Here is a 24,662-nt window from a genome sequence, read left to right on the forward strand (position 1 = left end):
GGGGCGCGGGCCGCCGGCGTGCCGGCTCACCCGGACCCCGCCCCGCCACGGTCAGCGCCGCAGGGTGAGAACGCCCGGCCGCCACGGCAGCCGGTTGTAGTCGCCGCCCGCGGCGGGGTCCTTGCCCTGGTAGAGGAACTGGAGGTTGCAGGGGTCGATGGTCATGGTCTGGTCGGGGTTGTCGCGGACCAGGTCACCGTGGCTGATGTCGTTCGTCCAGGTGGCACCGCTGTTGGCCTTGCCCGCGAAGGGGTTGCTCTCGCTCGCGGCCTGCGGGGTCCACGAACCGCTGAGGCTGGAGGCCGTGAAGGAGCGGAAGTAGCGCCCGTTCGCACCCATCGCCTCGACGATCATCAGGTACTGGTTCTGCCCCTTGACCTTGTAGACCTGGACACCCTCGAACAGGTTGGCCTTCGTGTCGCTCATGATCGTCGTGTACGAGGAGCCGAAGTTGCCCGGGAAGTTCCCGATCGGCATGCTCGCCCGGTAGATCTTGCCGTTGTCACCGGCGAAGAACAGGTACATGTTCCGGTCGTCGGCGATCAGGGTCTGGTCGATCGGACCGGTGTCGGAGTCGGGGAGGCTCCCGGTGAACAGCGGCTGCGGAGCGGACCAGCCGTTGGGGTTGGTGGGATCGCTCGACGTGCGGTAGATGAAGGGCCACTGGCCCCACTGGTACGCCAGCACCCAGACGTTCTTGGGCGCGAAGTAGAACAACGTGGGCGCCACCGCGGCCTGGTTCATCCCGACCTGGCCCGCCGACGCCATGTCCGACCAGTTCGTGAACGGTCGGAACATCATCGAGCCGTACGACGATCCGGCGAAGTTCGTCCCGTAGACCACGTACCGGCCGTTGTGCTTCACGGCGGTGAAGTCCTTCACCGCTGCCCACCCGTTCGCCGGCTGCGCCAGCACACCGGTCGACGTCCACCGGTACGCCGACGGAAGGGAACACGTGCCGTCCGTCGGCGGCGTCCCGGTCAGGCCGGTCCACTTCTGGTTGCTGCCGCCGTTGCACGTCCAGATCTGCACCGCGGTGCCGTTGGCCGTACCGGCGCCCGCGGCCTCCAGGCACAGCCCGGACTCCACCCCGACGACCGTGCCGTCGGAGTTCACCCGCCACTGCTGGTTGGCTCCGCCGGAGCAGCTCCAGATCTGCACCCGGGTACCGGGCGTGGTGGCGTGCCCCGGAACATCCAGGCACTTGTCGCCGTACACCGTCAGCTCGTTGCGGTCCGTCAGCGTCCACTGCTGGTTGGTTCCGCCCCAGCAGTCGTAGAGCTGGAGGTGGGTGCCGTCGGCCTGGCTGCCGCCGAGCACGTCGAGACACCGGTTCGACCCGACACCGCGTAAGGCGCCGCTGCCGGCCGCCTGGGCCGGGACGGAGACGAGCATCGCCGCCAGCGCGGCCAGCACCGCGGCCGCGACGACGAGCACCACGGACGGATGCCCGTGGCGGAAACTTCCTCTGCGCATGGGGACTTCCCCAACCATGAGTAGTCGGTTCCGGTCCGGCCCTCGGCGAAGGCCGCCCGGACGGTCGGCGCAGGACGGCACCGGACCGGACGACTACCGCCCGCGGCGCGCGCTGCCTGCCGTGCAGTGGAGCACCCGACTCGCCCGTCCATCACACTTGTTCGTTATACCGAACACTGATCGAGCCGCCGAGCAAACTGAAGAATAGGGAGCCGCCGCACCACGTCAATACCTCTCGCATGATTCGCCGCCACATCCGAAACATTTCGGAGCGCCGGCGTCCGCTAGGCGGGATCCAGCACCGGCCGCTCGGGCAGCCCGCCGTTCTTCTCGCAGCGCAGCTCCTTGGCCATGGCCAGCGAGAAGGAGTGGGCCACGGTCGCGTAGGCGTCCTTCAACGCTTCGATGTCGCCTTCGGGGGGTCTGGGCATGCCCCAGCGCTCCACGCCGATGGCGACGTGCGCCTCTTTCCTCGAGCCGGGGAACCTCTGACTCCGGCAGAGGAACTGGACCGACGCCTGGTTCTCCGCCGCCAGCGCCCGCTCCCCCATCTCCAGCACGGTGAACTCCGGGGCCGGGGTTCCGGTCGGAGGACCGCCCTTCAGCCCCCAGGTGACCCGGAGCGCGAAGTCCGGCGTGCCGTCGGCCGTATAGATCCGGCAGACGTCGTCACGGCCCCCGGTCACGTGCGGAAACGCCTCGATGAAGTCCGTCGCGGCCTGCTCGATGGTGGACTTCTCCGCCGTGGTCCCGAACCGCGACGATCCCATGATCACCCTCAGCGCCTCGGACGCCTCGGCGGACACGGCGTCGCCACCGCAGAGTTGGGTCCCTGCCAGCGCCTCGTCGGCCGCCTCCTCGTCCCCGTCCCCGTCGCAACCGGTGGCCCCGAGACACAGCAAACCGGCCAGGACCGTGGCAACAAGTCCCGCACGCACCGGCCTGCGCTTCTTCACTGTCCGCATCCTCACCCGTCCCCGGCCGTGCACCGGACTCACCCGGTCTCCGGGCGGTTGCCCTGCTGGTTCTCCCGGTCGTTGCCGACCCCGTAGCCGATCAGCATCGACTCGCGCAGGTCCTGCTCGAACGTCCTGCCTTCGGGGGCCGTGACGTACCGCCGGAGGAAGTCTTCCATCGGTGCCTCGGCCAGGGCCTCACCGGCGGAGAAGACCGCGAACCGCTCCTCGTCGGTGAGCTCCTCCATCTTCTCCTTGTGCTCGTCCACCGCACTGTCGGAGATGTCGCCGACCATCTGCCCGATGACCTGCTCGGCGGCGCCGCTGGCGGTGTCGGTCGCCAGGGGGACGAGCACCGCGGCCGTGCCGACCGCCGCCGTCGCCGGGAGGAAGGCGACGCCCGCCGCGATACCCACCGTGGCCCCGAACTCGACCCAGCCGGCCCGCTCGGCCACCGCCTTCTCGTAGTCCTCGTGGGTCTTGAGGTTCGTCGCCTCCACCTGGTCGGCCCGGGACTGGTCGAGCATGCCCTGCACCTCGGCGCCCACGCGCACGGTCGCCCTGGCGGCGCCCTCCTGGATCTTTCCGTCCGGGCCCACGGTCCCTTCCAGCACACTGCGGGTGTAGACCTGCTCCGCGGTGGAGACCGTCGCATAGGCGTCCGGGTGCTGCCCCAGGGTGCTGAGGAAGCCCCGGACGACACTCCGCCCGTCGCCGTCCCCGAAGTCGACGTGCCCCTCCGGGTTGCTGCCCGGCGCGAACACGCTGTCCGGACTGTTCTTCTCCAGAGCCCAGTTGATGTCGTCGACGTAGCCGGCGCCCATGACGCCCAGGCTGTCGGCCATCGCCTCGTGGCGCTCCTTGAGCAGTGCCGGCTCCGCGGCGTACTTCTCCATGACCTGCCGCATGACCGCGGCGTTGTCCGCGTCCCGCACCACCGCCGGGTCCGGGTGCCCGGCCGGGTAGCCGAGGGTCGCCGCCTCCAGGGCGTGACCGAGGGCGTCGGGCATGTAGTCGAGCGACGCCTTGTGCTCCTCCGGGAGGAGCGTGTCGACGTCGGGGAAGGACTCCCACTTCTCGTTGGTGAAGAAGTCGAGATAGTTCTCGATCACCTCCCCGTGCTCGGTCTTTCCGAGGTCGGCCGTGGCTCCGTGGTCGACCGTGCCGTCCTCGTTGTACGCGGTCGGCGCGTCGGCGAAGAACCTCTTCGCCGCCTCGGGGCTGTTGCCGAGCGCTTCCAGCATCGCGGTGACCGGGTCGTAGCCGGGCCCGTTCACACCGGAGGGGTTGAAGGGGTTCTTGACCGGACCGTTCACCGTCTTGGTCCCGGCGAACAGGTCCGGATCCCTCTGGTGCAGTTGCGCCACGTGCTCGGCGATCGGTTTGAGGAACGCCGCGTCGTAGTTCCCGTACCGCATGATCCCGCCGAGCAGCTGGTATCCGAACGGCCCGCCGTAGTCGTGCTTGGACAGTGGGACGTGCTCCGTGCCCAGCCTGCGGAATTCCGGCCCCCACTTCTCGGTGAACTGCTTGTCGTGGGACGCGGTGGCCAGGTTGAGGCCGAGGTTCCGCTGGAGCTCCTGGACGTCCTTGAGGCGCTCCGCGTCGACCTTGCCGTAGTCGTGCGTGTCCATGGAAAGCTGGCCGAAGAAGGCGAGCGACTTCTCGGGGCCGAGCTTCTGGTAGAAGCCCTTGGCGAACTCCACCGAGGTGCTGTTGTCCCGCAACAGCTCGTTGAGCTGCTGGAGTTCGGCGTGAGTGAGATCCGGGCCCTTGGCCGCCAGGGCGGCGGCGCGGGCGGCCTCCTCCTGGTCCAGCTTCGTGTACGTGGGTGCGCTGAAGTCCTTGCGGTCGGTGACGTTGGCCTCGAGGACGTTCTTGAGGGCGACGTCGGTGTCGTTGCAGTTGTCGACAATGAGGTCGATCCTCTTCTGCCACGACTCGATGTGCCGTCTCTCCTCCCGCAGAAGCTCGTCGTAGTCGGGGTCGTGCCGTGCCGCGGGAATCCCGGACAACGGGTTCCGCGCCGTGACCTTGCCTTTGCCGTCCACGCGGATACCGGCCGCGGGTCCCTCGTGGTCCCGGATGCCGATCAGGTCGTCCCGGGCCTTCTTGATGGCCGCGCAGCCCTCCGCCAGGATCCGCTGCACGCCCTTGGCCTCGACGGCGGCGTCCGCGAACTCCTTGACGGTCTTGCCGATGAAGGCCTTGGTGACGCCCGCGTTGACACCCTCCCAGGACGCCTTCCGCGCCTTGGCCTTCATCCCGTCGGCGGCATCGGTGGCGAGCTTGTCCAGCTTCCCGGCCATCTCCGCCCAGTCGTCGACGGCCGCCTTCAGCTTCGCCACCGGCGCGTCGATGATGTCCTCGTACTCCAGCACGGTGCGCTCTCCCCCGGGCCCTACTTCATGTACTCCGTGAGCACCGAGATCCGCGTCAGGTCCCCCTCGACCTTCTCCTCGTCCTTGGCGTGCCGGGCCTTGCTGTAGTCGAGGTGGTCGGAGATCTGCGCGCAGGCGTCGAGCAGCGTCTTGAGGTGGGTCTGCCAGAAGTCGTGCACCTTCAGCACGGCGGCGCCGCTCGCGAAGTTGCCGTTGGTCAGCGCCGTCGCCGCGTCGAACGTGGAGGCACGGGCGATGTCGCCCTCCTTCCCCAGCCGGCCCAGCAGGTCGTAGGCGTCGTTGCCGATGGCGCCGAGGTCGTCCCGGCGGACCACCAGGTCCGCTCCGCCGCCACCGCTACCGCCGCCCTCGGCCGGCAGGCCGTTGATCCGCGTGGCGGTCCGCTCCGCCGCCGCGGCCCGCAGTTCGGCCCATTCCTGCTCGAACGCCATGCACTCCCCCATGTCCCTCCGGCAGTCCGCCTCACCCTGTCCGAGACGGCGACCTGATCAGCTGTCCGTCCCCGTATCATCGCCCGTCCACGGGGCGCCCGACAGCCGATTCGCCGAAGCCCGGACGGCCACGACCGGCCGGGGCCCGGCTCCGCCGTCCGCTACCGGTGCTCGGGATTCTCGAAGTCATGGCGGCACCCGGCGTCCCAGGCGGTGCGCTGGTTGCCGTAGGCGGGGATGCCGCCGAGGTCCTTCAGCGCCCGCGCCAGGTGCAGCAGGTTCCAGATCATGAAGGTGGTGTTGCGGTTGGTGAAGTCGTTCTCCGGGCCGCCCGAACCGGGGTCGAGGTACGAGGGGCCGGGACCCGCCTCGCCGATCCACCCCGCGTCCGCCTCGGGCGCGGCGTAGCGGTCACACGGTCCTCCCGGCTCTCTCGCGCCGACCACCCGGGCACGGCGGCGACATGTCCACGCCGCCCAGCGTGCGGCCCGCCCGCGGCAGCCGCCCACCACAACATGCTCCGCATGGCCTGCGCGGTGCGCGACTCCCCTCCGGACGGCCCCGGCCGGAGAGGTCCGGGGTGCCCCCACCGCCGTGGCGAGGTCACCACGGTTGCGGGGTCCGCCACCAGGGCGGAGCCCGCGACCGCTCGTTCGCCGGTCGGCGGTCAGCCGCTGACCGTGATGGTCGAGCTTCCGCTGCTCTGGTAACCCTCGGTGGCCATGATCATGTAGTACCTGAACTGGCCCATGTTCATGCCTGCGCGCGCCCAGGCGTCGAAGTGGTTGCCGGTGGTGATGGTGCCGGAGCCACTGGTCACCTTCGACTGCCGGACGCTCCAGTACTGATCGAAGGTGCGGGTGCCCTCGACGGAGGGGGCGTTGTACCGGGTCGTCTTGTAGATGTCGTACGTGCCGCCGTCACTGTGGACGGTGCCCCGGTACTCGCCGGTGGGCCGGTAGCTGCCCCAGTTGTCGACGATGTAGTACTCCACCAGCGGGTTCGACGTCCAGCCGTAGAGGCAGCCGTAGCCGTTGCCCGAGGGGTTGAACCAGCCGGTGTAGCGGACCGTCCTGCGCCCGCCGGTGTTCCAGCCCTTGCCGGCGACGAAGTTGCCGCAGTTGGTCCACCGGGTGCTGTAGCTGCCGCCGCCGTTGAGCGTCATGGAGACGGAGCCGCCACCGTCGGTCCAGAACGAGTAGTACATGCCGTCCCAGCCGGTCTGGTTGGTGGTGATGGTGGTGGCGGCGTGGGCACTGCCGGGCAGCAGCAGACCGGACGCGGTGGCGAGTGCGACGGTCCCGGCGCCGCCGAGGAAGCCTCGCCGGCTCAAGCCGCTGAAGGGGGCGGGGTTCTGCTGGATCTGGTCCTTTCGCGTGCCGTCCTGGTGCATGCGTCCTCCCGATGAAGGCTGGTGGGGGGCGGGCGGCTTCTGCCGCCCGCGGCCTTGCATGGAACACGGCGGAGGTCACCCGTCGTCGTGCCGCAACGACCGCCCGCCATCCCCGGTCACCTGACACGAGGGGAACGGCGGTCTCCTGCCGCTCAGTGGCCACAGTTTTCGTAGAGCGCCATGACCCTGTCAACGCTTTCGACATTCTTTCGGAAACAATTCCGCGTCCAGGCGGGGTCGTTGCAGACACGTCTGGGCTGGTCAAGCTCCTTCTCATGCCAGTCGTCACGACGCGTGGAGCGCAGAGACGAAGAGAAGTAACGCAAGCACCTACGCAACCTTCGAAACTTTCGAAGCGCGGCGGGGCTACAGGCACACGCCCCATGGTGCTGTCAGGCTCATTCCTGCCTCACTTGTCCCACGGGCCGCAGCGGTTGGTGGCACAGGACGCCGATGAAACGCACACCGTGACTGAGCAACGCGCTGGACCCCCGCGCCCGCCCGCATGCCCGGCGGGCACATCCGTCCCCTCACCGCTGGAAAAACCCGACCTCAGACAGCTGTGTCGGTGCTCGATCCCACCGGTCGTCGGCCGCGGCGCTGGAACTGGTAGAAGCGGCCCTGATTGAGCTCCTGCTCGATCTGCTCGAGAGACTTGCCCTTGGTCTCCGGCAGGAGGAAGTAGACAAATGCCAGGGACACCACCGAGATGCCCGTGAAAAGCCAGAACGGGCCTGCCGCGCCGAGGACCTGGAAGAGCGTAAGCGTGGTGGCAGCGATGATGAAGTCGAAGAACCAGTGGCTGAAGGCACCGAAGGCGCCACCCTTGCCTCGCAACTTCATCGGATAGACCTCTGCGTTGATCAGCCAGATCGTCACTCCGAACGCCCCGTTGTTGGCGACCATGTAGAGAATCACGGCACCGAAGATCGCGTAGAGCTGCCAGCCCTGGGTGGCATCACTCCCCTGGCCCAGCAGGAGCGCGATCACGATGAAGGACAGGATCGAGACGGGGACCATGACCAGCAGGTACTTGCGCCTGCCGACGATGTCCACGAGATGGCTGCCGACGAATGTCATCATCATGACGCCGACTGCGCCGAATGCCGGCATGAGCACCGAGGCGTCCTCCGAGAAGCCCAGGTCATGGAAGACCGTGGGCATGTAGTAGACGAGCGCGTTGTTACCCGTGATCTGCGAGAACATGGCCACACCGCCACCGAGGACCACCGCGGGACGCACACGCGCCGAGAAGAACTCCCTCCAAGTGCCCGCATTCGCCTGCCGTTCGTCGGCAACGGCCTCCGCCATTCCGCCGAGTTCACGTTCGACCAGCTCGCGGTCACCACGCAGCCTCAGCAGCACCGCCCGCGCCTTCTCGACCATGCCGTGCGCGTACAGCCAGCGCGGGCTCTCAGGCAGGAGCGTCACCCCGACCAGCATCACGACCGCGGGAAGCGCGCCGAAACCGATCAGCCACTGCCACGCCTGGTGCCCGACGAAGTAGCCGGTGAAGTGGGCACAGACGATCCCGACCATGATCATGAGCTGGAAGAGCACGACGAACCGACCCCGTCGCTCCGCCGGTGCCATCTCCGAGATGTAGATGGGGGCCGCGCCGCTCGCCGCGCCTATGGCCAGACCCAGGAAGAAGCGGGCCACGGTGAGGACGGCGGGAGTGGTCCGTATGGCACAGACCACGGTCGACACGATGAAGAGTGCGGCGATCAGCAGAAGCATCGGTTTGCGGCCGAACCGATCACACAGGTAGCTGGTGAACGGTGCACTGAACACGGCGCCGAGCAACAGCGCGGAGGTGATGACCTGCTTGTCGCCCTCAGAGACGAGGTGATAGGAGTCGCTGATTCCGGGAAGCGCCGTCGCGATGATTCCGGTGTCGTAACCGAAGAGGAGACCGGACATGGCGGCGATCAAGGCGATCGCGATCATCGACGATGTCGTGGCTCTGCCCTTGGACGACTGCGTGGTGGCATCTGTAGCGAGTTGCATGGATGCGTCGTTTTCCTTTCCCGGATGGTGATCGTCTGGGGCTGCGGCCGTCTCGGCACGGTCGAGCACCCCTGCCGCTCGTACCGGCCTGCCGGCAAGTGGCCGATCGGAAGCTCGGCTTCGGGCGGCTGAACTGAGGGATTCAGGCGGACAGGGCCCCCTGTGGTCCAGGAGTTACAGCCCAGACGGAAAAGCCAGGGCCTCGACGAGACGTGCGACGAGCGCGGCACCAGGAGACCCGCAGCCCGCCACCACACGGAGGGGGGTGCGAGCCGGCCGCACCCACGAGTGGACGCCTAGAGCATCCGACATCACCCACGCGTGCGCAATGCTTTGCGCAACCTTTTCTTGCGATCCCTTTTCTGTTCGGCACAGCGCCACGCCGATCACCACGTCGCTGCGCGAAGAAGGACCGGCAGCACGCCCCCATGCGTGCTGCCGGTCCTTGCTCGGACAGCGGTCAGGAAGGTGCCGGCGAAACGCTCAGCCCCCCGGACGCCCTCCTCGTACCGCACCGACGTCGCGACCGGACCGGCGCCGCAGTTCCGTCTCGGTCGAGGCCAGCAGGTCGTTCCACGACGCCGCGAACTTCTCGACGCCCTCGTCCTCGAGGACCTGAACGACGTCGTCGTACGCAATGCCGAGCTTGCCGATGGCATCGAGCACCGCGCGGGAATCCTCGTACCTGCCGCGCACGGTGTCGCCGGTGACCGCCCCGTGGTCGGCCACGGCCTGGAGGGTGGCCTCCGGCATGGTGTTCACCGTGTTCGGGGCCACCAGCTCGTCGACGTACACGGTGTCCTTGTACGCCGGGTCCTTCACCCCGGTCGACGCCCACAGCGGACGCTGCTGGTTGGCGCCCGCCTTCTCCAGCCTGCTCCAGCGCTCCGAGGAGAAGACCTCCTCGTACGTCTGGTACGCCAGGCGGGCGTTGGCCAGGGCGGACCGGCCTTTGAGGGCTGCGGCCTCGTCCGTGCCGAGGTCGCCGAGGCGACGGTCGATCTCGGTGTCCAAGCGCGAGACGAAGAAGGACGCGACGGAGTGGATCAGGGAAAGGTCGAGGCCCTTGGCCCTGGCCTTCTCCAGGCCCGCCTGGTAGGCCGCCATGACCTCGCGGTAGCGCTCGAGGGAGAAGATGAGCGTGACGTTGACACTGATGCCGTGGCCGATCACCTCGCTGATGGCCGGCAGACCCGCCTTGGTGGCAGGGATCTTGATCAGCGTGTTGGGGCGGTCGACGAGCCAGGCGAGCTGCTGGGCCTCGGCGATCGTCGCGCGGGTGTCGTGGGCGAACCGCGGGTCGACCTCGATCGACACCCTGCCGTCCCGCCCCTGCGTGGCGTCGAAGGTCGGCCGCAGAATGTCGGCGGCCGCCCTGACGTCCACCGTCGTGATCATGCGGATCGCCTCGTCCACGGTCACGCCACGCGCGGCGAGGTCGCTCAACTGCGACTCGTAGCCGCGGCCTTCGGATATCGCCTTCTGGAAGATGGACGGGTTCGTGGTCACACCGACCACATGCTGCTGGTCGACGAGTGCGGCCAGGCTGCCCGACGTGATCCGCTGCCGCGACAGGTCGTCCAGCCAGATCGCGACACCTTCGTCGGAGAGGCGCTTGAGTGCGTCGGTCATAGAGGGGCTCCAGGAATCGTGTGCATGGGCGTCAGCGTGCTGCCGCGCCGAGTGAGTCCCGCGCGGCAGCCATCACGGCCTGCGGCGTGAAGCCGTACTCGCGCAGGAGGAAGTTGCCGTCGGCGGAGGCGCCGAAGTGTTCGAGGGCGACGATGCGTCCCGCGTCTCCGACGAACCTGTGCCAGGTGAGCCCGATACCGGCCTCCACGGCGACACGTGCCCTGACGGAAGGCAGCAGGACGCCGTCCCGGTATGCCTGGTCCTGCTCCTCGAACCACTCCACGCACGGCATCGACACCACGCGCACGCCGTGCCCCTCGGCTTCGAGCAGCTCGCGGGCGGCGAGCGCGAGCTGGACCTCGGAACCGGTGGCGATGAGCACGACGTCCGGGACCTCGGTGGAGGAGTCGCGCAGAACGTAACCGCCCTTGGCCGCATCCTCGTTGCGCTCGTAGGTCGGTACGCCCTGACGGGACAGCGCGAGGCCGTGCGGGGCGGGGCCGGTCGCGTGGCGGCGCAGGATCTCCGCCCAGGCGACGGCGGTCTCGTTGGCATCCGCGGGACGGACGACGTTCAGGCCGGGGATGGCGCGCAGCGAGGCCAGGTGCTCGACCGGCTGGTGGGTGGGGCCGTCCTCGCCCAGGCCGACGGAGTCGTGCGTCCACACGTACGTCACCGGCAGCTGCATCAGGGCGGACATGCGGACCGCGTTGCGCATGTAGTCGGAGAACACCAGGAAGGTGCCGCCGTAGACGCGGGTGTTGCCGTGCAGCGCGATGCCGTTCATCTCCGCGGCCATGGAGAACTCGCGGATACCGAAGTGGATCGTGCGCCCGTACGGGTCGGCCTCGGGAAGGGGGTTGCCCTTGGGGAGGAAGGAGCTGGTCTTGTCGATCGTGGTGTTGTTCGACCCCGCCAGGTCGGCGGAACCGCCCCACAGCTCGGGGATCACCGGGCCCAGCGCCTGCAACACCCTCCCCGAGGCGGCGCGGGTGGCGATCGACTCGCCCGGCTCGAACACCGGGACCGCCGTCTCCCAGCCCTCCGGGAGCCTGCCGGCCACGATACGGTCGAGCAGCTCGGCGCGCTCAGGGTTGGCGGTGCGCCACTCGGCGAGGCGCTTGTCCCAGGCGGCGTGGGCCTCGGTGCCCCGGTCCAGGGCACGGCGGGTGTGGGCGAGGACCTCTTCGGCGACCTCGAAGGTCCGCTGGGGATCGAAGCCCAGAACCCGCTTGGTCGCCGCCACCTCCTCCTCACCCAACGCCGAACCATGTGACGCCTCGGTGTTCCGGGCGTTCGGGGCGGGCCAGGCGATGATCGAGCGCATCGCGATGAACGACGGTCGCTCCCTCTCCGCCTGCGCGGCCCGGATCGCCGCATACAGGGCGGAGGGGTCCAGGTCGCCGCTGGTCTGCGGCTCGACGCGCTGCACGTGCCAGCCGTACGCCTCGTACCGTTTGGTGACGTCCTCGGAGACAGCCGTCTCGGTGTCGCCCTCGATCGAGATGTGGTTGTCGTCCCACAAAAGGATCAGGTTGCCGAGCTTCTGGTGGCCGGCCAGCGAGGACGCCTCCGCGGCGACGCCCTCCTGCAGACAGCCGTCACCAGCGATCACGTAGATGAAGTGGTCGAACGGGGACTCGCCGGGGGCGGCCTCCGGGTCGAACAGGCCGCGCTCGTAACGGGCGGCCATCGCCATGCCGACCGCGTTGGCGACACCCTGGCCCAGCGGACCGGTGGTCGTCTCCACGCCGGGGGTGTGGCCGCGCTCCGGATGCCCCGGAGTCTTCGAGCCCCAGGTGCGGAAGGACTTCAGGTCCTCCAGCTCCAGGCCGAAACCACCGAGATAGAGCTGTGCGTAGAGGGTCAGGGACGAGTGTCCGGCGGACAGGACGAACCGGTCGCGGCCCGCCCACCCCGGATCGGCGGGGTCGTGCCGCATCACCTTCTGGAAGAGGGTGTATGCGACGGGCGCGAGGCTCATCGCCGTGCCGGGATGGCCGTTGCCGACCTTCTGTACGGCGTCGGCGGCCAGGACTCGGGCGGTGTCCACGGCCCGGAGGTCCAGTTCGGTCCACTCGAGGTCTGTGGTGGTCGGCTTGGTGCTCACCCTGGGTCAGGGCTCCTTCGGTTGGTCGACTGGCGCGGTGCGTGCGGCCGTCGGGCTGGTCGCCCGCTGCCCACCGGAGGGCTCCGGTGGGCAGTCGGACAGGTACGGGTCAGGGAGCGGCGGACACGGACTGCGGGCCCGCGTCCTCCTTGTCCTTGCCGGGCTCGGCGAAGTGGGTCTCGCGCGCGGCGGCGGGGTTCCACCCGCGGTCCACCACCAGGCGCTGGAAGGCGATGGCACCGCCCAGCAGGACGAGGACGATGAGGGCGATCACGAGGATGCCGCCCACGGAACCGAGCTTGACCGCGTAGCCGACGGAGAGTCCGAACCAGCCGAAGTCGGCGTCGCCGAAAGTGGTGTTGGCCAGGCCGAGCGAGCCGAGCACCTTGAGCAGGAGGGCGGGCAGGAACGTGATGATCACGCCGTTGACGAAGCCGCCGACGACGGCTCCCCGGCGCCCTCCGGTGGCGTTGCCGAACACACCCGCGGTGCCGCCGGTGAAGAAGTGCGGGACCATGCCGGGCAGGATCAGCGCCAGACCCATGGGCGCGTCGAACGCCATCAGGATCCCCAGGCTGGCCAGGCCGCCGGTGAAGCTGGCGATGAAGCCGATCAGGACCGCGTTGGGTGCGTAGGGGAAGACGACCGGGCAGTCGAGCGCGGGCAGGGTGCCGGGGACCACCTTCGCGGCGATGCCGTTGAAGGCCGGGACGAGCTCGCCGAGGATGGTGCGGACGCCGAAGAGGATGACGGCCACGCCCACGCCGAACAGCAGCGCCTGCATGACTCCGGCCATGATGTAGTCGCCGACGGAGGTGGCGTCCATGACGGCGAACGCCTCCCTCTGGCCGACCCGGCCGAGCATGACCACCGCGAACACGGTGTAGATGAGGACCATGGACAGCGCGGTGGCGATCATCGAGTCGCGGAGGAACTTCAGCCCGTCGGGGAACTTCATGTCCTCGGTGCTCTTGCTGCGCTTGCCGACCACACGGCCGACCGTGCCGGCCGCGATGTAGCCGATCGAGCCGAAGTGCCCGAGGGCCACGTCCTCACCACCGGTGACCCGGCGCGTCCAGGGCTGGGTGAAGGCGGGCATCACGACCATGATCGTGCCGAGCAGGACCGCGCCGACGACGACCATCCAGACCGCCGACAGCTCGGCGATGGCGAGCAGGGCCGTGATCAGGGTGGCCATGAAGAAGGTGTGGTGGCCCGTCAGGAACACGTACTTCAGCGGGGTGAACCTGGCGAGCAGGATGCTCACCACGAATCCGGCGATCATCACCCAGGCCACCTGTGCGCCGAACTCCTCCTGTGCCAGGGCGACGACGGCCTCGTTGGTGGGCACGACACCGCGGGCGCCCGTGGCTCCCAGGATGAGCTTGCCGAGCGGCTCCAGGGCGCTGACGACGGTGGCGGCACCGACGCCGAGGATCAGGAAGCCCATCGCGGCCTTCAGGCCGCCGCCGATGACCTGACCGATGCTGCGGCGAAGGGCGAGCAGGCCGACCGCGGTGATGATTCCGACCAGGTAGGCCGGCTGGTTGAGAACGTTGTTGACGATGAATTCGGCTATGCCGACGATGACGTCCATGCGGGGTGCTCCTCGGAGCGGGGCGGGGAGAGCGGGGAGGGGGAACGTGGGGTACGGGAGGGCGGGGTGCGGCGGTGCGGCCCGTCAGCCCGCTTCGCGGAGGGCGGCGTCGAGCGACTTGGCGATGAGATCGACGTTCACCAGGTTGTCGATGACCACGATCTTCGCCTGCACTTCACCCAGCTGAGGGGCGAGTTCGCCGGAGGTGACCACGAAGTCCGCGTTGGCGGCAGCGCCGCGGGCGGTACCGATGTCGGCGACCTCGACGTCGGCGGTCACGCCGAGGCTGCGCAGGGCCTTCTCGACGTTCATCTTCAGGATGATGCTGCTGCCGACTCCCATGCCGCAGACGGTGAGAATCTTCATGACTGGACCTCCGGTTCGAAGTTGCTGATCAGGCGCCGCACGGTGGCGGCGTCGGGGGCGGCGACGAGTTCCTCGAGCCGCTCGGGCGCGCTGAGCAGTTGAGCGAGGCTGCCGAGCGCGGCGGTGTGCTGGCTGTGGTCGGTCGCGGCGAGGCCCACGACCAGGCGGACCGGGTCGTTGTCCTGGTGCCCGAAGCACACGGGGGCTTTCAGGGACACCCATGACAGTCCGGTGGCGCGGACCGCGGGTGAGGGGCGGGAGTGGGCCAGGGCCAGTCCCGGGGCGATGACGATGTACGGGCCCAGTTCCTCGACCGTGGCGATCATCTCGTCGCTGTAGGCGGCGGTGGCGGCACCGGACAGGATCAGCCCCTCGCCGGCGAGGCGGATCGCCGTCCGCCAGTCGCTCGCGGAGGCGTTCACGAGGACTGATTGCTCGGGGAGAAGGCCCAGCAGGGACAGTTTGTCGGACATGAGGAGAACCTTGCTGGTTGGGGAGATACACCCGATCGCGGATGTGTGCGGCGGGTGACGGCAGCGTAAACAGGAATTCTGACTAGCGCTAGACATAAATCTGTTGACTTTGAACTGAAACCTGGTTGAGACTCAGTCGACCGCGGCGACCGGCCGCCCGACCCTAGGACCGTTGATGGCAACACCCTCCGTACCGGCCACGGCGACCCCGCTCACCGGGATCGCGGCCTCCCCCGGCATCGCCGGCGGCACGGCAGTGCTGTGGAATTCCCCGGACGCGAACCTGGTGGAGACCCGTATCGAGGCGGACCAGGTGATCGGCCAACTGGCCCGGCTGGACAGCGGACTTCGGACCGCCGCCCAAGAGCTCGAAGCCCTCAGATCCGCCGAGCCCGGCGCCGAGGGGCAGGGCATCATCACCGCGCACCTGGCGATGCTGGCCGACCCCGATCTGCGCGAGGCCCTGACGGCAGCGGTGCGCGACCAGCTCGTCGACGCCCCCACCGCCGTACAGCGCGTGCTCACCGCGCAGGCGGACGACCTGCGTGCCTCCGGCAGTGCGCGCATCGCCGAGCGGGCCACCGATGTGGATGATCTGCGCCTGCGCCTGCTCACCGTGCTCGGCGTCGCCCGGCGGACGGGGCAGCCCGAACTCCCGCACGACGCCGTCGTCGTGGCCACGGACCTCACTCCGTCGCAGACCATCGGCCTGGACCGCACCCGGCTGCGCGCGTTCGTCCTCTCCGGCGGCGGACCCACGGCCCACACCACGATCCTGGCCCGCTCCATCGGCATCCCCGCCGTCGTGCAGGTGTCCGGGCTGGAGGCGATACGGGCCGGAGCACAGCTTCTCGTCGACGGCGACCAGGGCACGGTCACCTGCGACCCCTCCCCGGCGGAGGTCGCACGGGCCACCGCGGCGGCCCGCAGCCGGCAGATCGACGCATCCGATCCACTGCCCCACGCCACCACCGGTGACGGCCACCGCGTCCGTCTCTCCGCGAACATCGGATCCGCCGACGAGGCCATCCGCGCCTACCACGGCGGGGCCCGCTCGGTCGGCCTGTTCCGCACCGAGTTCGTCTTCCTCGCCGGTGACCGGCTGCCGGACGAACGGGAACAGCTCGCCGCGTACGCCGGAGCCGTCGAGGCCCTGGACGGCGGGCGTGTGACGATCCGCCTGCTCGACGTCGGCGGCGACAAACCACTGCCGCCGCTGACCAGCTCCGAGGCCAACCCGATGCTCGGCCACCGCGGTGTGCGGCTGCTGCTCGACGCCCCCGACGTGCTGCGCACCCAGCTGCGGGCGGTCCTGCGCGCCGCCGCGCACGGCGAGGTGTGGATCTGTGTGCCGATGATCTCCGGCACCGCGGAACTGGGTGCCGTACGCGACCATCTCGACCACGTGCGGGCCGAGTTGGCGGCGGACGGGGTGGAGTACGGCCCGGTCCGGCTCGGCGTCATGATCGAGACCCCGGCCGCCGTGCTCTCGGCCTCGGCGCTCGCGCGCGAGGCCGACTTCTTCTCCATCGGCACCAACGACCTGCTCCAGTACCTGGTCGCCGCCGACCGGGACAACTCCCGGGTCACCCATCTGCTCGACGCGCACACGCCGGCCCTGCTGCACGCGATCGGCCTGGTCGTCGCGGCGGCGCACGCGCACGGCATCACGGTCAGCGTGTGCGGCGAGGCCGCGAGCGACCCCGCGATCCAGCCGCTGTTGATCGGTCTGGGCGTCGACGAACTGTCCATGACCGCCGCCCGCCTGCCGGATGCCGCGCGCTCGATCGGCGCGCTGAGCGGCGCCGAGGCAACGGTGGTCGCCGGTCAGGCCGCCCAGGCCGACGACGCCGACGCGGTACGCGCGCTCCTGGAGTCCGCCACGCCCGCCCCGCCGCTCACCGCCGAGCCGCTGGGCGACGACGGCTGGGCCCTCACCGTGACCGTCGCCGACCCCGAGGGCCTGCACGCCCGCCCCGCCGCGCAGCTGGTGGCGACCGCGCAGCGCTTCGGCTCCGAGATCACGCTCGACGTGGCGGGCAGACAGGCCGGCGCCAAGGCCATGCTGGCCGTGCTGGGCCTTGGTGCGGACTGCGGCACCGGGGTACGGATCGAGGCGCGCGGCGAGGACGCCCTCGAAGCGGTGACCGCCTTGGGCGCGCAATTGGCGGTCGCCCCCTGACGCCCCGGGCCGGTGCGGTGAGCCGACCTCCCGTCCCGGCCCGGCCCACGTCCCCGGGCCGGTGCGTGTTCCCCCGTCCCCGCACCGGCCCGGCCTCATCACAACCCGACTTCCCACCACTGCCGAACCGAATAGTTCACACGATTGGCATAATGACTGGCATGGGGATTCGCAGCGGCCGAGCAGCGGCAGGGGCAGGTCACCTGCTGGACATGATCCGCAACAAGCGGGCGCGCACTCGCTCCGAGCTCGTCCGCGCCTCCGGCATGGCCCGAGCCACCGTCGAGAACCGGCTGACCGGACTGCTGGAGGCGGGCTACATCGTCTACGGCGCGGGCAGCCCCGGTTCGGCCTCGGTCGGACGCCCGGCGGAGGTGTTCGAGTTCAATCACCGCTCCGGCACCGTCCTCGCCGCCGACCTCCAGCTCGACCACTGCCGGGTCGCGGTGACCGACCTGGACTCCGGGATCCTGGCGTCGGCCGACGGCCCGGTGGACATGGAATCCGGACCGGAGTACGTCCTGCGGGAGGTGGACCGGCACTTCACGGCCGTACTGGAGCGGTCGGGCAAGGCGGCCGGTGAGGTGCAGGCCATCGCCCTCGCCCTGCCGGGTCTCGTCGAGACGGCGACGGGCCGCGTCAACTCCCCGACCATGCTGGGCAAGTGGCACGAGTTCGATCTGCGCGCGTTCTTCGCGGAGCGCTTCGCGCAGGTGCCGGTCCACCTGGAGAACCGCGCCCATGTCATGGCCCTGGGCGAACAGCGCAAGCAGTGGCCGGACACCCCCGACCTGCTCATGGTCGACGCCGGGATGAGCGTCGGCAGCGGTCTGGTCCTCGACGGACGGCTCTTCCGCGGCTCGCTCGGCGCGGCCGGGGACATCGGGCACCTCAACCGCGGCGGCGGCAGAGTCTGCCGGTGCGGCAGTGTCGGATGCCTCGAGACGGAGGCCGCCGGCTGGGCCATCGCCCGGGACCTGCGGAGCATGGACCGCGAGGCGCGCACGGCAGCGGACATCGTCGCGCTCACGCGACAGGGCGACCCCGACGCGGTCGGGCTGGTGCGTCAGGCAGGTCGGGTCATCGGCAGTATGGTCGCCGATCTCGTCGGCGTCCTGAACCCCTCCGTGGTGAGCGTCGGCGGGGCGCTCGCCGAGGCGCGCGAGACCCTGCTGGCAGGCATACGCGAGGCCGTCTACGCCGGTTCCCACCCGCTGGCCACGCGCGATCTGCAGATCACCCACAGCCTCCTGGGCAGTGACGCCGGTCTGGTCGGCGCCGCAACCCTCGCCTCCGAGCAGCTCCTCGCGCCCGAGGCGATCGACGCCCAGCTCAGCAACCGCTGAAGCGAGCGGGGCCGCAGGTGCCGACATGACCGGTCCCGTCAGTCCCGCGCGGCGGGGCCGGGTCCTTCGTGCCTGCTCTTGGAGACCGCGGTCTCGAACAGGCGGCCGTCCCCGTCCTGGCTCAGAGCGCCGGTCATCAGGCCGACCACGTCCGTCATCGTGACGTCGCCGGGCCGCACGACGGCGGTGCGGCGACCGAGCCGGTGCACATGAATACGATCGGCCACTTCGAAGACCTGGGGCATGTCGTGGCTGATCAGGATGACGGGGATGCCTCGGTCGCGGATCCTCCGGATCAGCTCCAGGACCTGGTCGGACTCCCGGACGCCGAGCGCCGCCGTCGGCTCGTCCATGATGATCATCTCGGTACCGAACATGGCGGCGCGCGCCACCGCCACGGCTTGGCGCTGCCCGCCCGACAGTGACCCGACCAGTTGGCCGATGTCCTGGAGCGTGGCGATGCCGAGCGCGTCCAGTTGGGCCGCCGCTTCCTCGCGCATCGCGCGGTGATCGAGGAGCCGCAGCCAGGAGCCGAGAACGCCGGGACGGCGGCGTGGCCGTCCGAGGAAGAGGTTGGTCGCGATGTCCAACTGCGGTGCCAGCGCAAGCGTCTGGTACACCGTCTCGATGCCCATCACTCGGGCGTCGCGCGGGGAATGGAAGTGCACCGGTTTCCCGTGCAGCGTCATGGTTCCGGCGTCCGGAACGAGCGCGCCGGACAGTGCCTTGATGAGGCTGGACTTGCCCGCCCCGTTGTCGCCGACCACGGCCAGGACCTCGCCCCCACGGATGTCGAAGTCCGACTCCCGGATCGCCACGACGTTTCCGTAGCGCTTCACCAGGCCCTCGGCCCGCATGACGATCCCGGCCTCATCCTCCGCGACCGCGGAAGGAGGCGGGGAGGAATGCGAGCCTGATCCGGCCGGCGTCTTGCTGTCCATTACGTACCTCCGTCGACGGCACCGCCTGCGGTGCCGGCCCAGGATGCGTCGCGCTGCCTCGGGCGAAACCCTCGGTGATCCCCGACGCTACTCCGCCCCGCACCCTCTGTACATCTTTTGCGCAAAGCTTTGCCGGACAGGAGGGCGCCGGAGCCGGGCAGCATGGGGGTGGCGCCGGAGACAGCCTTCCTTTCCTTTGCGCAACGGTTGTTACGATGCCCGGCATGGCAGGCAGACGGCCGCGGCAGACGGCAACCATGAGCGATGTGGCCCGGCTGGCGGGTGTCTCGGTCTCCACGGTCTCCCACGTGCTGAACAAGACCCGGCCGGTCGCCCCCGACACGGCCCGGCAGGTGCACGACGCGGTGGCCGCGTGCGGCTATGTGCCGGAGCAGGCCGCCCGGCAGCAGCAGGAGGGCTTCGGCATCATCGGCCTGGCGATGTCCGCCATATCCAACCCCTACTTCGCCGATGTCGTGCACGGCCTCGACCGGCGCGCGTCGAAGGAGGGGTACTCCCTGCTGCTGGCCGAGACGCACGACGACCCCGACGGCGAACTGCGCGCCGTGAGCGAGCTGTTGCGGCGCAAGGTCAGTGCCATAGTCCTGGCCCCCTCCGGGAACACCGAGCGCACCTTGGCCTACGCGCGGCAGGCCGGGGTCCCCGTGACGGTCATCGACCGGGCCGTACGGTACGACACCGACCAGATCAGCGTCGAGAACGTCGAGTCGACGGCCCGGCTGGTCGATCATCTCGCCGACACCGGCCACACGCGGATCGCGATGATCTCCGGCCGTCCCGGGCTCGCCACCACGGACGAGCGCATTCAGGGCTACCGTCTCGGCCTGTCCCGCCGCGCCCTCCCCGAGCGCGAGGAGTATCTGGTCAGCGGAGGCTCTCAGGCCGCTCCCGCGCAACAGGCGATGACCAGGCTGCTGGGCCTGGGCGAGCCGCCCACCGCGGTGGTGGCCGGCAACAACCAGATGACCATCGGCGCCATGCGCGGACTGCGGGAGGCCGGTGTGCGGGTGCCCGACGACATCGCGCTGGTCTCCTTCGACGACTTCGAGTGGTCGGATCTGTTCCGGCCCCGGCTGACCGCGATCGCGCAGCCCATCTCGCTGATCGGTGAACAGGCCTTCGAGCTCGCCCTGTCGAGGATCGCCGATCCCGGCATCGCACCGCGCCGCGTCCTGGTCCAGCCGACCTTCCAGCACCGCGAGTCGTGCGGCTGCGCCGCCAGGGCGAACTGAACTTTCACGACTCGCGTTCACGCGTACCAGCCCCTCAGCACCCGTGGTGCGACGGCACCCCGGCTGTGCGGGTCCGGGGTGCTTCCGAGTGCCGCTCGCTCAGGATCCGGTCGGCGAAGTGCGCGGTACGGCGGATCAGCGCGCTGGTCCGCTCGTCGACGCCCTCGGTCTTCAGCCGCGCGTGGCGCGGACTGAAGCCGTACCGGACGTAACGGCTCATCAGGCGCTGGCGGCGCTCCTCCGGTGCCGCGTCCAGGAACCAGGCCTCCGTCAGCAGCCCGCGCACCTGGCCCCAGGGTGGCTGGGTGGCCAGCAGGAAGTTGCCGTCCACGATCACCAGCCTGTGCCGGGGCGCCACCTCCAGCGACTGCGCGACCGGGTCCTCGATCTCACGGCTGAAGTCCGGCCACCAGACCGTGTGCTCGGTCTCGTCCCGCAGGCGGCGCAGCATGGCGACGAAGCCGTGGCCGTCGAAGGTCTCGATGGTCCCCTTGTCCCGCGCCATTCCCATGTCGTCGATGACCTTCTGGGCAAGATGGAATCCGTCCATGGACACCGCCGTGGCGATTCCGGGCCGCACCGCCTCGATCCGCGCGAGCAGTTGCTCGGCGAAGGTGGACTTCCCGGCTCCCGGCTCACCGACGATGCCGAGCAGGGCACGGCGCGGGCCGATAAGCCGCAGGGCGCTCTCGGCGAGATCGGGAAGCGGGGGATCGTGGTAGATCGGCTCGATCTCGCCGGGGTTGCCGGAGCCGGTGAAGGCGTTGTTCATGTGTTCTCCAGAGGAACGAAGGCGAAAGGGGAAGGGCTCAGCCCGTGGTCTTGGTCGCGCGGGCGGGGCCGGGAGGCGCACCGCACCTCCCGGCCCCGCTGGGGGTATGGGCGCTGGATCATGTCGCCCGGCCCCGGACCAACCGGTCCGCGGCGACCGCGACGATGACGAGGACGCCCGTGGCCACCTGTTGGTAGAGGCTGTCGATGCCGGCCTGGGTCAGTCCGTTGGCGAGGACGGTGACCACCAGGGCTCCCAGGATGGTGCCCGGAATGCTGCCGCGCCCGCCGAAGAGGCTGGTGCCGCCGATGACGACGGCCGTGATGCTCTCCAGGTTGCCCAGTTGGAAGGCGTTGGGGTCGGCGTTGGGGATCCGGCCCAGCGCCTGCCAGGCGGCGATGCCGTAGACGAAGCCCGCGAGCAGGTACACGCTCAGTACGACCCGCTTGGTGTCGACGCCGCTGAGGCGGGCGGCCTCCGCGTCGTCGCCGACGGCGTAGACGTTGCGCCCCCAGGAGGTCTGGGTCAGGGCGAACCAGACGCCGGCGGTCAGCAGGATCATCACGCTCATACCGACCGTGACCTCGATCCGCCCGAACAGGTAGCTCTTCTCCCCCAGCCAGGTCAGCAGCGAGGACGTGACGGGGAAGCTCTGGCCGCTCGCGTAGAGCTGTGAGGTGGCCGTGAGCACGCTGAGCACGCCGAGGGTGACGATGAACGGCGGCAGGGCCAGCCGGGTGACGAGGGTGCCGGACACTCCGCCGAGCAGCGTGCAGAGCGCGATACCGATCACCAGGGCGGCCAGGGGCGGCATTCCGCTCTCCGCGGCGAGTCTGGCGATCGCCAGGGTGCCGAGCACCATGATGGCGGCATTGGCGAGGTCGATGCCCGCCGTGAGGATCACCAAGGTCTGCCCGATGGCCAGGGTGCCGACGACCAGCACCTGCTGGACGATGAGCGAGCCGTTGTCGACGGTGAAGAAGGTGTCGGTCGTCAGGGCGAAGACAGTGATCGCGACCAGGAGGGCGAGCAGGGGGCCCGCGGCCGCGCTGGTGGCGAGCCACTTCATCAGGGCGCGGCCGCGCGCCGCCACGTGCTGGTCCTGTGCGGTGGTGGCGGTCACGGCTCACCCCCAGCAGTTCTTCAGGCCCCAGGCGGTGTCCTTGCTGGGCACGCCGGGCACGGGGTCGTCGGTGATGAGCTGGGAGCCGGTGTCGATGAAGCCGGACGGCTCGGTGCCGTTGTCGGCGTACTCGACGACAACGTCCACGCCCATCTGTGCCATCTTGGCCGGGAACTGCATCACCGTCGCGGCGAACCGGCCGTCCCTGACGTTGCGCACACCGGTGCAGGAACCGTCGATCGAGCCGATGACGACATCGCCGGCCCCCGCCTTTCCTGCCAGCGCCTTGGCGGCGCCCGCGGCGGCGGGCTCGTTGATGGTGTAGACGGCGTTGACTTCCGGGTTGCGCTGGATCAGGTTCTCCATCGCCGTCTGGGCCTTGGTCTGGTCGCCGTTGGTGACGGCCGAGCCCTTGATCTCCGGCGACTTCTCGGTGAGGCCCATGCCTTCGAGGAAGCCGGTGTGGCGCTGGTCGTCCACGGTGGAGCCCGGAGTGCCGTCCAGGAGAAGTACGTTGGGGTCCACGGAGCCGAGAGCGGCGCGGACGTAGGTGCCCTGTGCGACACCAGCGGCCTTGTTGTCGGTGGCGAACGTCGCGTCGACCGCGTCGGCGGGGTCGGTAGCGGTGTCGAGAGCGATCACCAGGATGCCCTTCGACTGCGCGGCGGCGATGGCCCCGAGCACGCCTTCGGAGCTGCTGGGCGTGATCAGGATGCCCTTGACGTTCTGGGCGACCAGGTTGTTGATGGCGTCGACCTGGCCTTGGTTGTCGCCGTCGAACTTGCCCGCGAGCGCGATCAGCCTGGCGCCGCGCTTGTCGGCCTGGGCCAGGGCCGCCTCTCGGAGTTCGACGAAGTAGGGGTTGGTGTTGGTCTTGGTCACCAGTCCGATCGCGACATCGTCACCGGAGGAGCCGGAGGAGTCGCTGCCGACCTTCTCGGACGTACAGGCGGCGCTCATGGCCACGCACGTGGCTGCCAGGACCAGGGCTGTGGAGCCGGTCTGCACCGTCTTCCAGGACATGGAGTACCTCCTGTTTACGCCGCAATCGGGCGTGACGAATGTGACGATACCGCCCCACATCACCGGCGTACAGCTATTGCGCAAAGCTTTGCGCAGCGCAAGCCGTGCCGCCCTCCACCCGGGGGCCAGGGAGCGCGGACCTGCTGGACCGCCACTGGCTGTGTTCGCGCAGCCTTGCGACACCCTGGGCGGGCGCGCTGTCCCGCTGTTGCTCGACCGACTCGCGCTCCGGAGACGGCGTGCCGCGTCGAGCGGCTCGAGCCCCGCCTCACGCTCCGCCAGTCCTGTGGCTGCCCCGGTCACCGCGGTCGACGAAACGGAAGAGGCGCCTCGTCAGAGAGTGCCGATGGACTCGAGTTCCGCGTCGAACTCGAAGAACTGCGGTGCAGGCGCCGAGACGTCGATCTCGGCGCAGACTTGCGTACCCCTCGCCGAGGACTCGACCGTGCACCTCATGGCGTACGCGCGAACGATGTTCAGCCCACGCCCGTGGATCTCGTCTGCTTCATGCCGGACCTTCGTCGATGGCGTGGGCGACATCCAGGTACCGCTGTCCTTCACCTGGATGATCGCCGTTGTTCCACGGAGACGCATCGCTACTTCGACGTCGGCGCTGCCACTGTGCAGAACGGCGTTCGTCACCAGCTCGGAGACGGCCACTCGCAACGTGTAGACGCCTTCCTCGGCGATCCCCCATCGTCGCGCCGTGTCCCGAGCGAAGGCCCGCAGAGCCGGCACGGCCTCACTGGACGCGGACATGGAACAGACGGCGTGCGCTCGTGGGGGCGTGCAAGCGGCGCGCCCGCCGGCCCCCGCCGGACGTACCCCGTCGGTCTGGTACCGGGAAGCGGACGGCGAGCCGTCGGGCTCTGCACGTGAGGACAGACCGCTGGTCATGAGAGGCATGGCGTTTCCCGAGTTCGAGCCGAAATGCGTGTGGTACGTGTCCGCTGCGGAGTGAGTACCGCGTGACCTGGCGCGCATGAAGTGCGAACCGAATGCCGAAGCCGCCGTAGAGCGGTTGGCTGCCAGGCCGGGAATCCACGTGATCACGGTGGCGACCTGCTCACCCGTCCCCTACCTGGCGGCTCATTGGGACGCTACAGCGGCCCGCAAGTCGCCGTAAAGCCTTTGCGCAAAGCTTTTCCTCGCGCGCGGGAGCGGCAGCTTCCGGGC

The 24,662-nt window shown here is 69.5% G+C and carries 19 protein-coding genes and 1 pseudogene; 3 read left to right on the forward strand and 17 right to left on the reverse strand.

What is annotated here, in order from left to right; translation table 11 throughout:
* Positions 1 to 51 precede the first annotated feature (51 nt).
* From ACZ45Q_RS13520 to ACZ45Q_RS13575, 12 genes and pseudogenes are all read right to left on the reverse strand, one after another.
* Positions 52 to 1,476, reverse strand: a complete 1,425-nt coding sequence (locus ACZ45Q_RS13520) for a non-reducing end alpha-L-arabinofuranosidase family hydrolase (protein WP_468259426.1) — start codon at positions 1,474 to 1,476, stop codon at positions 52 to 54.
* A 284-nt stretch (positions 1,477 to 1,760) separates the two neighbouring features.
* The gene (locus tag ACZ45Q_RS13525; RefSeq protein WP_468259429.1) at positions 1,761 to 2,441 is read right to left on the reverse strand and encodes a hypothetical protein; all 681 of its coding nucleotides are present in this window, start codon (positions 2,439 to 2,441) and stop codon (positions 1,761 to 1,763) included.
* 29 nt (positions 2,442 to 2,470) lie between these two features.
* A complete protein-coding gene (locus tag ACZ45Q_RS13530; protein WP_468259432.1) occupies positions 2,471 to 4,813 on the reverse strand; it encodes a hypothetical protein in 2,343 nt (780 codons plus the stop codon).
* Positions 4,814 to 4,833: 20 nt separating this feature from the next.
* Positions 4,834 to 5,265, reverse strand: a complete 432-nt coding sequence (locus ACZ45Q_RS13535) for a hypothetical protein (protein ID WP_468259434.1) — start codon at positions 5,263 to 5,265, stop codon at positions 4,834 to 4,836.
* 161 nt (positions 5,266 to 5,426) lie between these two features.
* Positions 5,427 to 5,663: pseudogene (locus tag ACZ45Q_RS13540) on the reverse strand (flavodoxin family protein); the annotation flags it as partial.
* A 269-nt stretch (positions 5,664 to 5,932) separates the two neighbouring features.
* Positions 5,933 to 6,658 carry a glycoside hydrolase family 11 protein gene (locus tag ACZ45Q_RS13545; RefSeq protein ID WP_468259437.1) on the reverse strand — a complete coding sequence of 242 codons (726 nt, stop codon included), beginning with the start codon at positions 6,656 to 6,658 and terminating at the stop codon, positions 5,933 to 5,935.
* A 552-nt stretch (positions 6,659 to 7,210) separates the two neighbouring features.
* The gene (locus tag ACZ45Q_RS13550; protein WP_468259440.1) at positions 7,211 to 8,737 is read right to left on the reverse strand and encodes a sugar porter family MFS transporter; all 1,527 of its coding nucleotides are present in this window, start codon (positions 8,735 to 8,737) and stop codon (positions 7,211 to 7,213) included.
* A 414-nt stretch (positions 8,738 to 9,151) separates the two neighbouring features.
* The gene (tal, locus tag ACZ45Q_RS13555) at positions 9,152 to 10,300 is read right to left on the reverse strand and encodes a transaldolase (protein ID WP_468259442.1); all 1,149 of its coding nucleotides are present in this window, start codon (positions 10,298 to 10,300) and stop codon (positions 9,152 to 9,154) included.
* A gap of 31 nt (positions 10,301 to 10,331) precedes the next feature.
* Positions 10,332 to 12,410, reverse strand: coding sequence for a transketolase (gene tkt / locus ACZ45Q_RS13560; protein WP_468259445.1), 2,079 nt, complete (start codon positions 12,408 to 12,410; stop codon positions 10,332 to 10,334).
* 109 nt (positions 12,411 to 12,519) lie between these two features.
* Positions 12,520 to 14,007 (reverse strand): PTS ascorbate transporter subunit IIC, encoded by a 1,488-nt coding sequence (locus ACZ45Q_RS13565; RefSeq protein ID WP_468259448.1) that lies wholly within the window; start codon positions 14,005 to 14,007, stop codon positions 12,520 to 12,522.
* 84 nt (positions 14,008 to 14,091) lie between these two features.
* A complete protein-coding gene (locus tag ACZ45Q_RS13570) occupies positions 14,092 to 14,373 on the reverse strand; it encodes a PTS sugar transporter subunit IIB (protein WP_468259451.1) in 282 nt (93 codons plus the stop codon).
* Positions 14,370 to 14,846 carry a PTS sugar transporter subunit IIA gene (locus ACZ45Q_RS13575; RefSeq protein ID WP_468259454.1) on the reverse strand — a complete coding sequence of 159 codons (477 nt, stop codon included), beginning with the start codon at positions 14,844 to 14,846 and terminating at the stop codon, positions 14,370 to 14,372. The genes ACZ45Q_RS13570 and ACZ45Q_RS13575 overlap by 4 nt, the downstream gene beginning before the upstream one ends.
* Positions 14,847 to 15,021: 175 nt before the next feature.
* On the opposite strand from ACZ45Q_RS13575, the gene ptsP reads away from it, so the two are divergent.
* The gene (gene ptsP, locus ACZ45Q_RS13580; protein WP_468259457.1) at positions 15,022 to 17,028 is read left to right on the forward strand and encodes a phosphoenolpyruvate--protein phosphotransferase; all 2,007 of its coding nucleotides are present in this window, start codon (positions 15,022 to 15,024) and stop codon (positions 17,026 to 17,028) included.
* Between the two features lie 161 nt (positions 17,029 to 17,189).
* Positions 17,190 to 18,374, forward strand: a complete 1,185-nt coding sequence (locus tag ACZ45Q_RS13585) for an ROK family protein (RefSeq protein WP_468259460.1) — start codon at positions 17,190 to 17,192, stop codon at positions 18,372 to 18,374.
* 38 nt (positions 18,375 to 18,412) lie between these two features.
* Here the strand turns inward: ACZ45Q_RS13585 and ACZ45Q_RS13590 are convergent, their stop codons facing one another.
* Entirely contained in the window at positions 18,413 to 19,231 is an 819-nt protein-coding gene (locus ACZ45Q_RS13590; protein ID WP_468259519.1) for an ATP-binding cassette domain-containing protein, read from the reverse strand.
* A gap of 308 nt (positions 19,232 to 19,539) precedes the next feature.
* On the opposite strand from ACZ45Q_RS13590, the gene ACZ45Q_RS13595 reads away from it, so the two are divergent.
* Entirely contained in the window at positions 19,540 to 20,568 is a 1,029-nt protein-coding gene (locus tag ACZ45Q_RS13595) for a LacI family DNA-binding transcriptional regulator (RefSeq protein ID WP_468259462.1), read from the forward strand.
* Positions 20,569 to 20,602: 34 nt separating this feature from the next.
* Here ACZ45Q_RS13595 and ACZ45Q_RS13600 read toward each other — a convergent pair whose 3' ends face one another.
* The 4 genes from ACZ45Q_RS13600 to ACZ45Q_RS13615 all read right to left on the reverse strand — a co-directional run bounded on the left by ACZ45Q_RS13600 (position 20,603) and on the right by ACZ45Q_RS13615 (position 24,245).
* Positions 20,603 to 21,340: a nucleoside/nucleotide kinase family protein gene (locus tag ACZ45Q_RS13600; protein WP_468259465.1), complete on the reverse strand. Its 738-nt coding sequence runs from the start codon at positions 21,338 to 21,340 to the stop codon at positions 20,603 to 20,605.
* Between the two features lie 118 nt (positions 21,341 to 21,458).
* A complete protein-coding gene (locus tag ACZ45Q_RS13605; RefSeq protein WP_468259467.1) occupies positions 21,459 to 22,463 on the reverse strand; it encodes an ABC transporter permease in 1,005 nt (334 codons plus the stop codon).
* A gap of 3 nt (positions 22,464 to 22,466) precedes the next feature.
* Positions 22,467 to 23,486, reverse strand: a complete 1,020-nt coding sequence (locus tag ACZ45Q_RS13610; RefSeq protein ID WP_468259470.1) for a substrate-binding domain-containing protein — start codon at positions 23,484 to 23,486, stop codon at positions 22,467 to 22,469.
* A gap of 333 nt (positions 23,487 to 23,819) precedes the next feature.
* The gene (locus ACZ45Q_RS13615; RefSeq protein ID WP_468259472.1) at positions 23,820 to 24,245 is read right to left on the reverse strand and encodes an ATP-binding protein; all 426 of its coding nucleotides are present in this window, start codon (positions 24,243 to 24,245) and stop codon (positions 23,820 to 23,822) included.
* Positions 24,246 to 24,662 lie beyond the last annotated feature (417 nt).

It is taken from the genome of Streptomyces sp. NPDC031049, assembly GCF_055571015.1.

What these genes read in the sequence shown, in the direction of transcription:
- ACZ45Q_RS13520 (WP_468259426.1), bottom strand. Translation starts at nt 1,476, where the DNA reads ATGCGCAGAGGAAGTTTCCGCCACGGGCATCCGTCCGTGGTGCTCGTC.
- ACZ45Q_RS13525 (WP_468259429.1), bottom strand. Translation starts at nt 2,441, where the DNA reads ATGCGGACAGTGAAGAAGCGCAGGCCGGTGCGTGCGGGACTTGTTGCC.
- ACZ45Q_RS13535 (WP_468259434.1), bottom strand. Translation starts at nt 5,265, where the DNA reads ATGGCGTTCGAGCAGGAATGGGCCGAACTGCGGGCCGCGGCGGCGGAG.
- ACZ45Q_RS13545 (WP_468259437.1), bottom strand. Translation starts at nt 6,658, where the DNA reads ATGCACCAGGACGGCACGCGAAAGGACCAGATCCAGCAGAACCCCGCC.
- tal (WP_468259442.1), bottom strand. Translation starts at nt 10,300, where the DNA reads ATGACCGACGCACTCAAGCGCCTCTCCGACGAAGGTGTCGCGATCTGG.
- ACZ45Q_RS13565 (WP_468259448.1), bottom strand. Translation starts at nt 14,007, where the DNA reads ATGGACGTCATCGTCGGCATAGCCGAATTCATCGTCAACAACGTTCTC.
- ACZ45Q_RS13570 (WP_468259451.1), bottom strand. Translation starts at nt 14,373, where the DNA reads ATGAAGATTCTCACCGTCTGCGGCATGGGAGTCGGCAGCAGCATCATC.
- ACZ45Q_RS13575 (WP_468259454.1), bottom strand. Translation starts at nt 14,846, where the DNA reads ATGTCCGACAAACTGTCCCTGCTGGGCCTTCTCCCCGAGCAATCAGTC.
- ptsP (WP_468259457.1), top strand. Translation starts at nt 15,022, where the DNA reads ATGGCAACACCCTCCGTACCGGCCACGGCGACCCCGCTCACCGGGATC.
- ACZ45Q_RS13585 (WP_468259460.1), top strand. Translation starts at nt 17,190, where the DNA reads ATGGGGATTCGCAGCGGCCGAGCAGCGGCAGGGGCAGGTCACCTGCTG.
- ACZ45Q_RS13590 (WP_468259519.1), bottom strand. Translation starts at nt 19,231, where the DNA reads ATGCGGGCCGAGGGCCTGGTGAAGCGCTACGGAAACGTCGTGGCGATC.
- ACZ45Q_RS13595 (WP_468259462.1), top strand. Translation starts at nt 19,540, where the DNA reads ATGGCAGGCAGACGGCCGCGGCAGACGGCAACCATGAGCGATGTGGCC.
- ACZ45Q_RS13600 (WP_468259465.1), bottom strand. Translation starts at nt 21,340, where the DNA reads ATGAACAACGCCTTCACCGGCTCCGGCAACCCCGGCGAGATCGAGCCG.
- ACZ45Q_RS13610 (WP_468259470.1), bottom strand. Translation starts at nt 23,486, where the DNA reads ATGTCCTGGAAGACGGTGCAGACCGGCTCCACAGCCCTGGTCCTGGCA.
- ACZ45Q_RS13615 (WP_468259472.1), bottom strand. Translation starts at nt 24,245, where the DNA reads ATGTCCGCGTCCAGTGAGGCCGTGCCGGCTCTGCGGGCCTTCGCTCGG.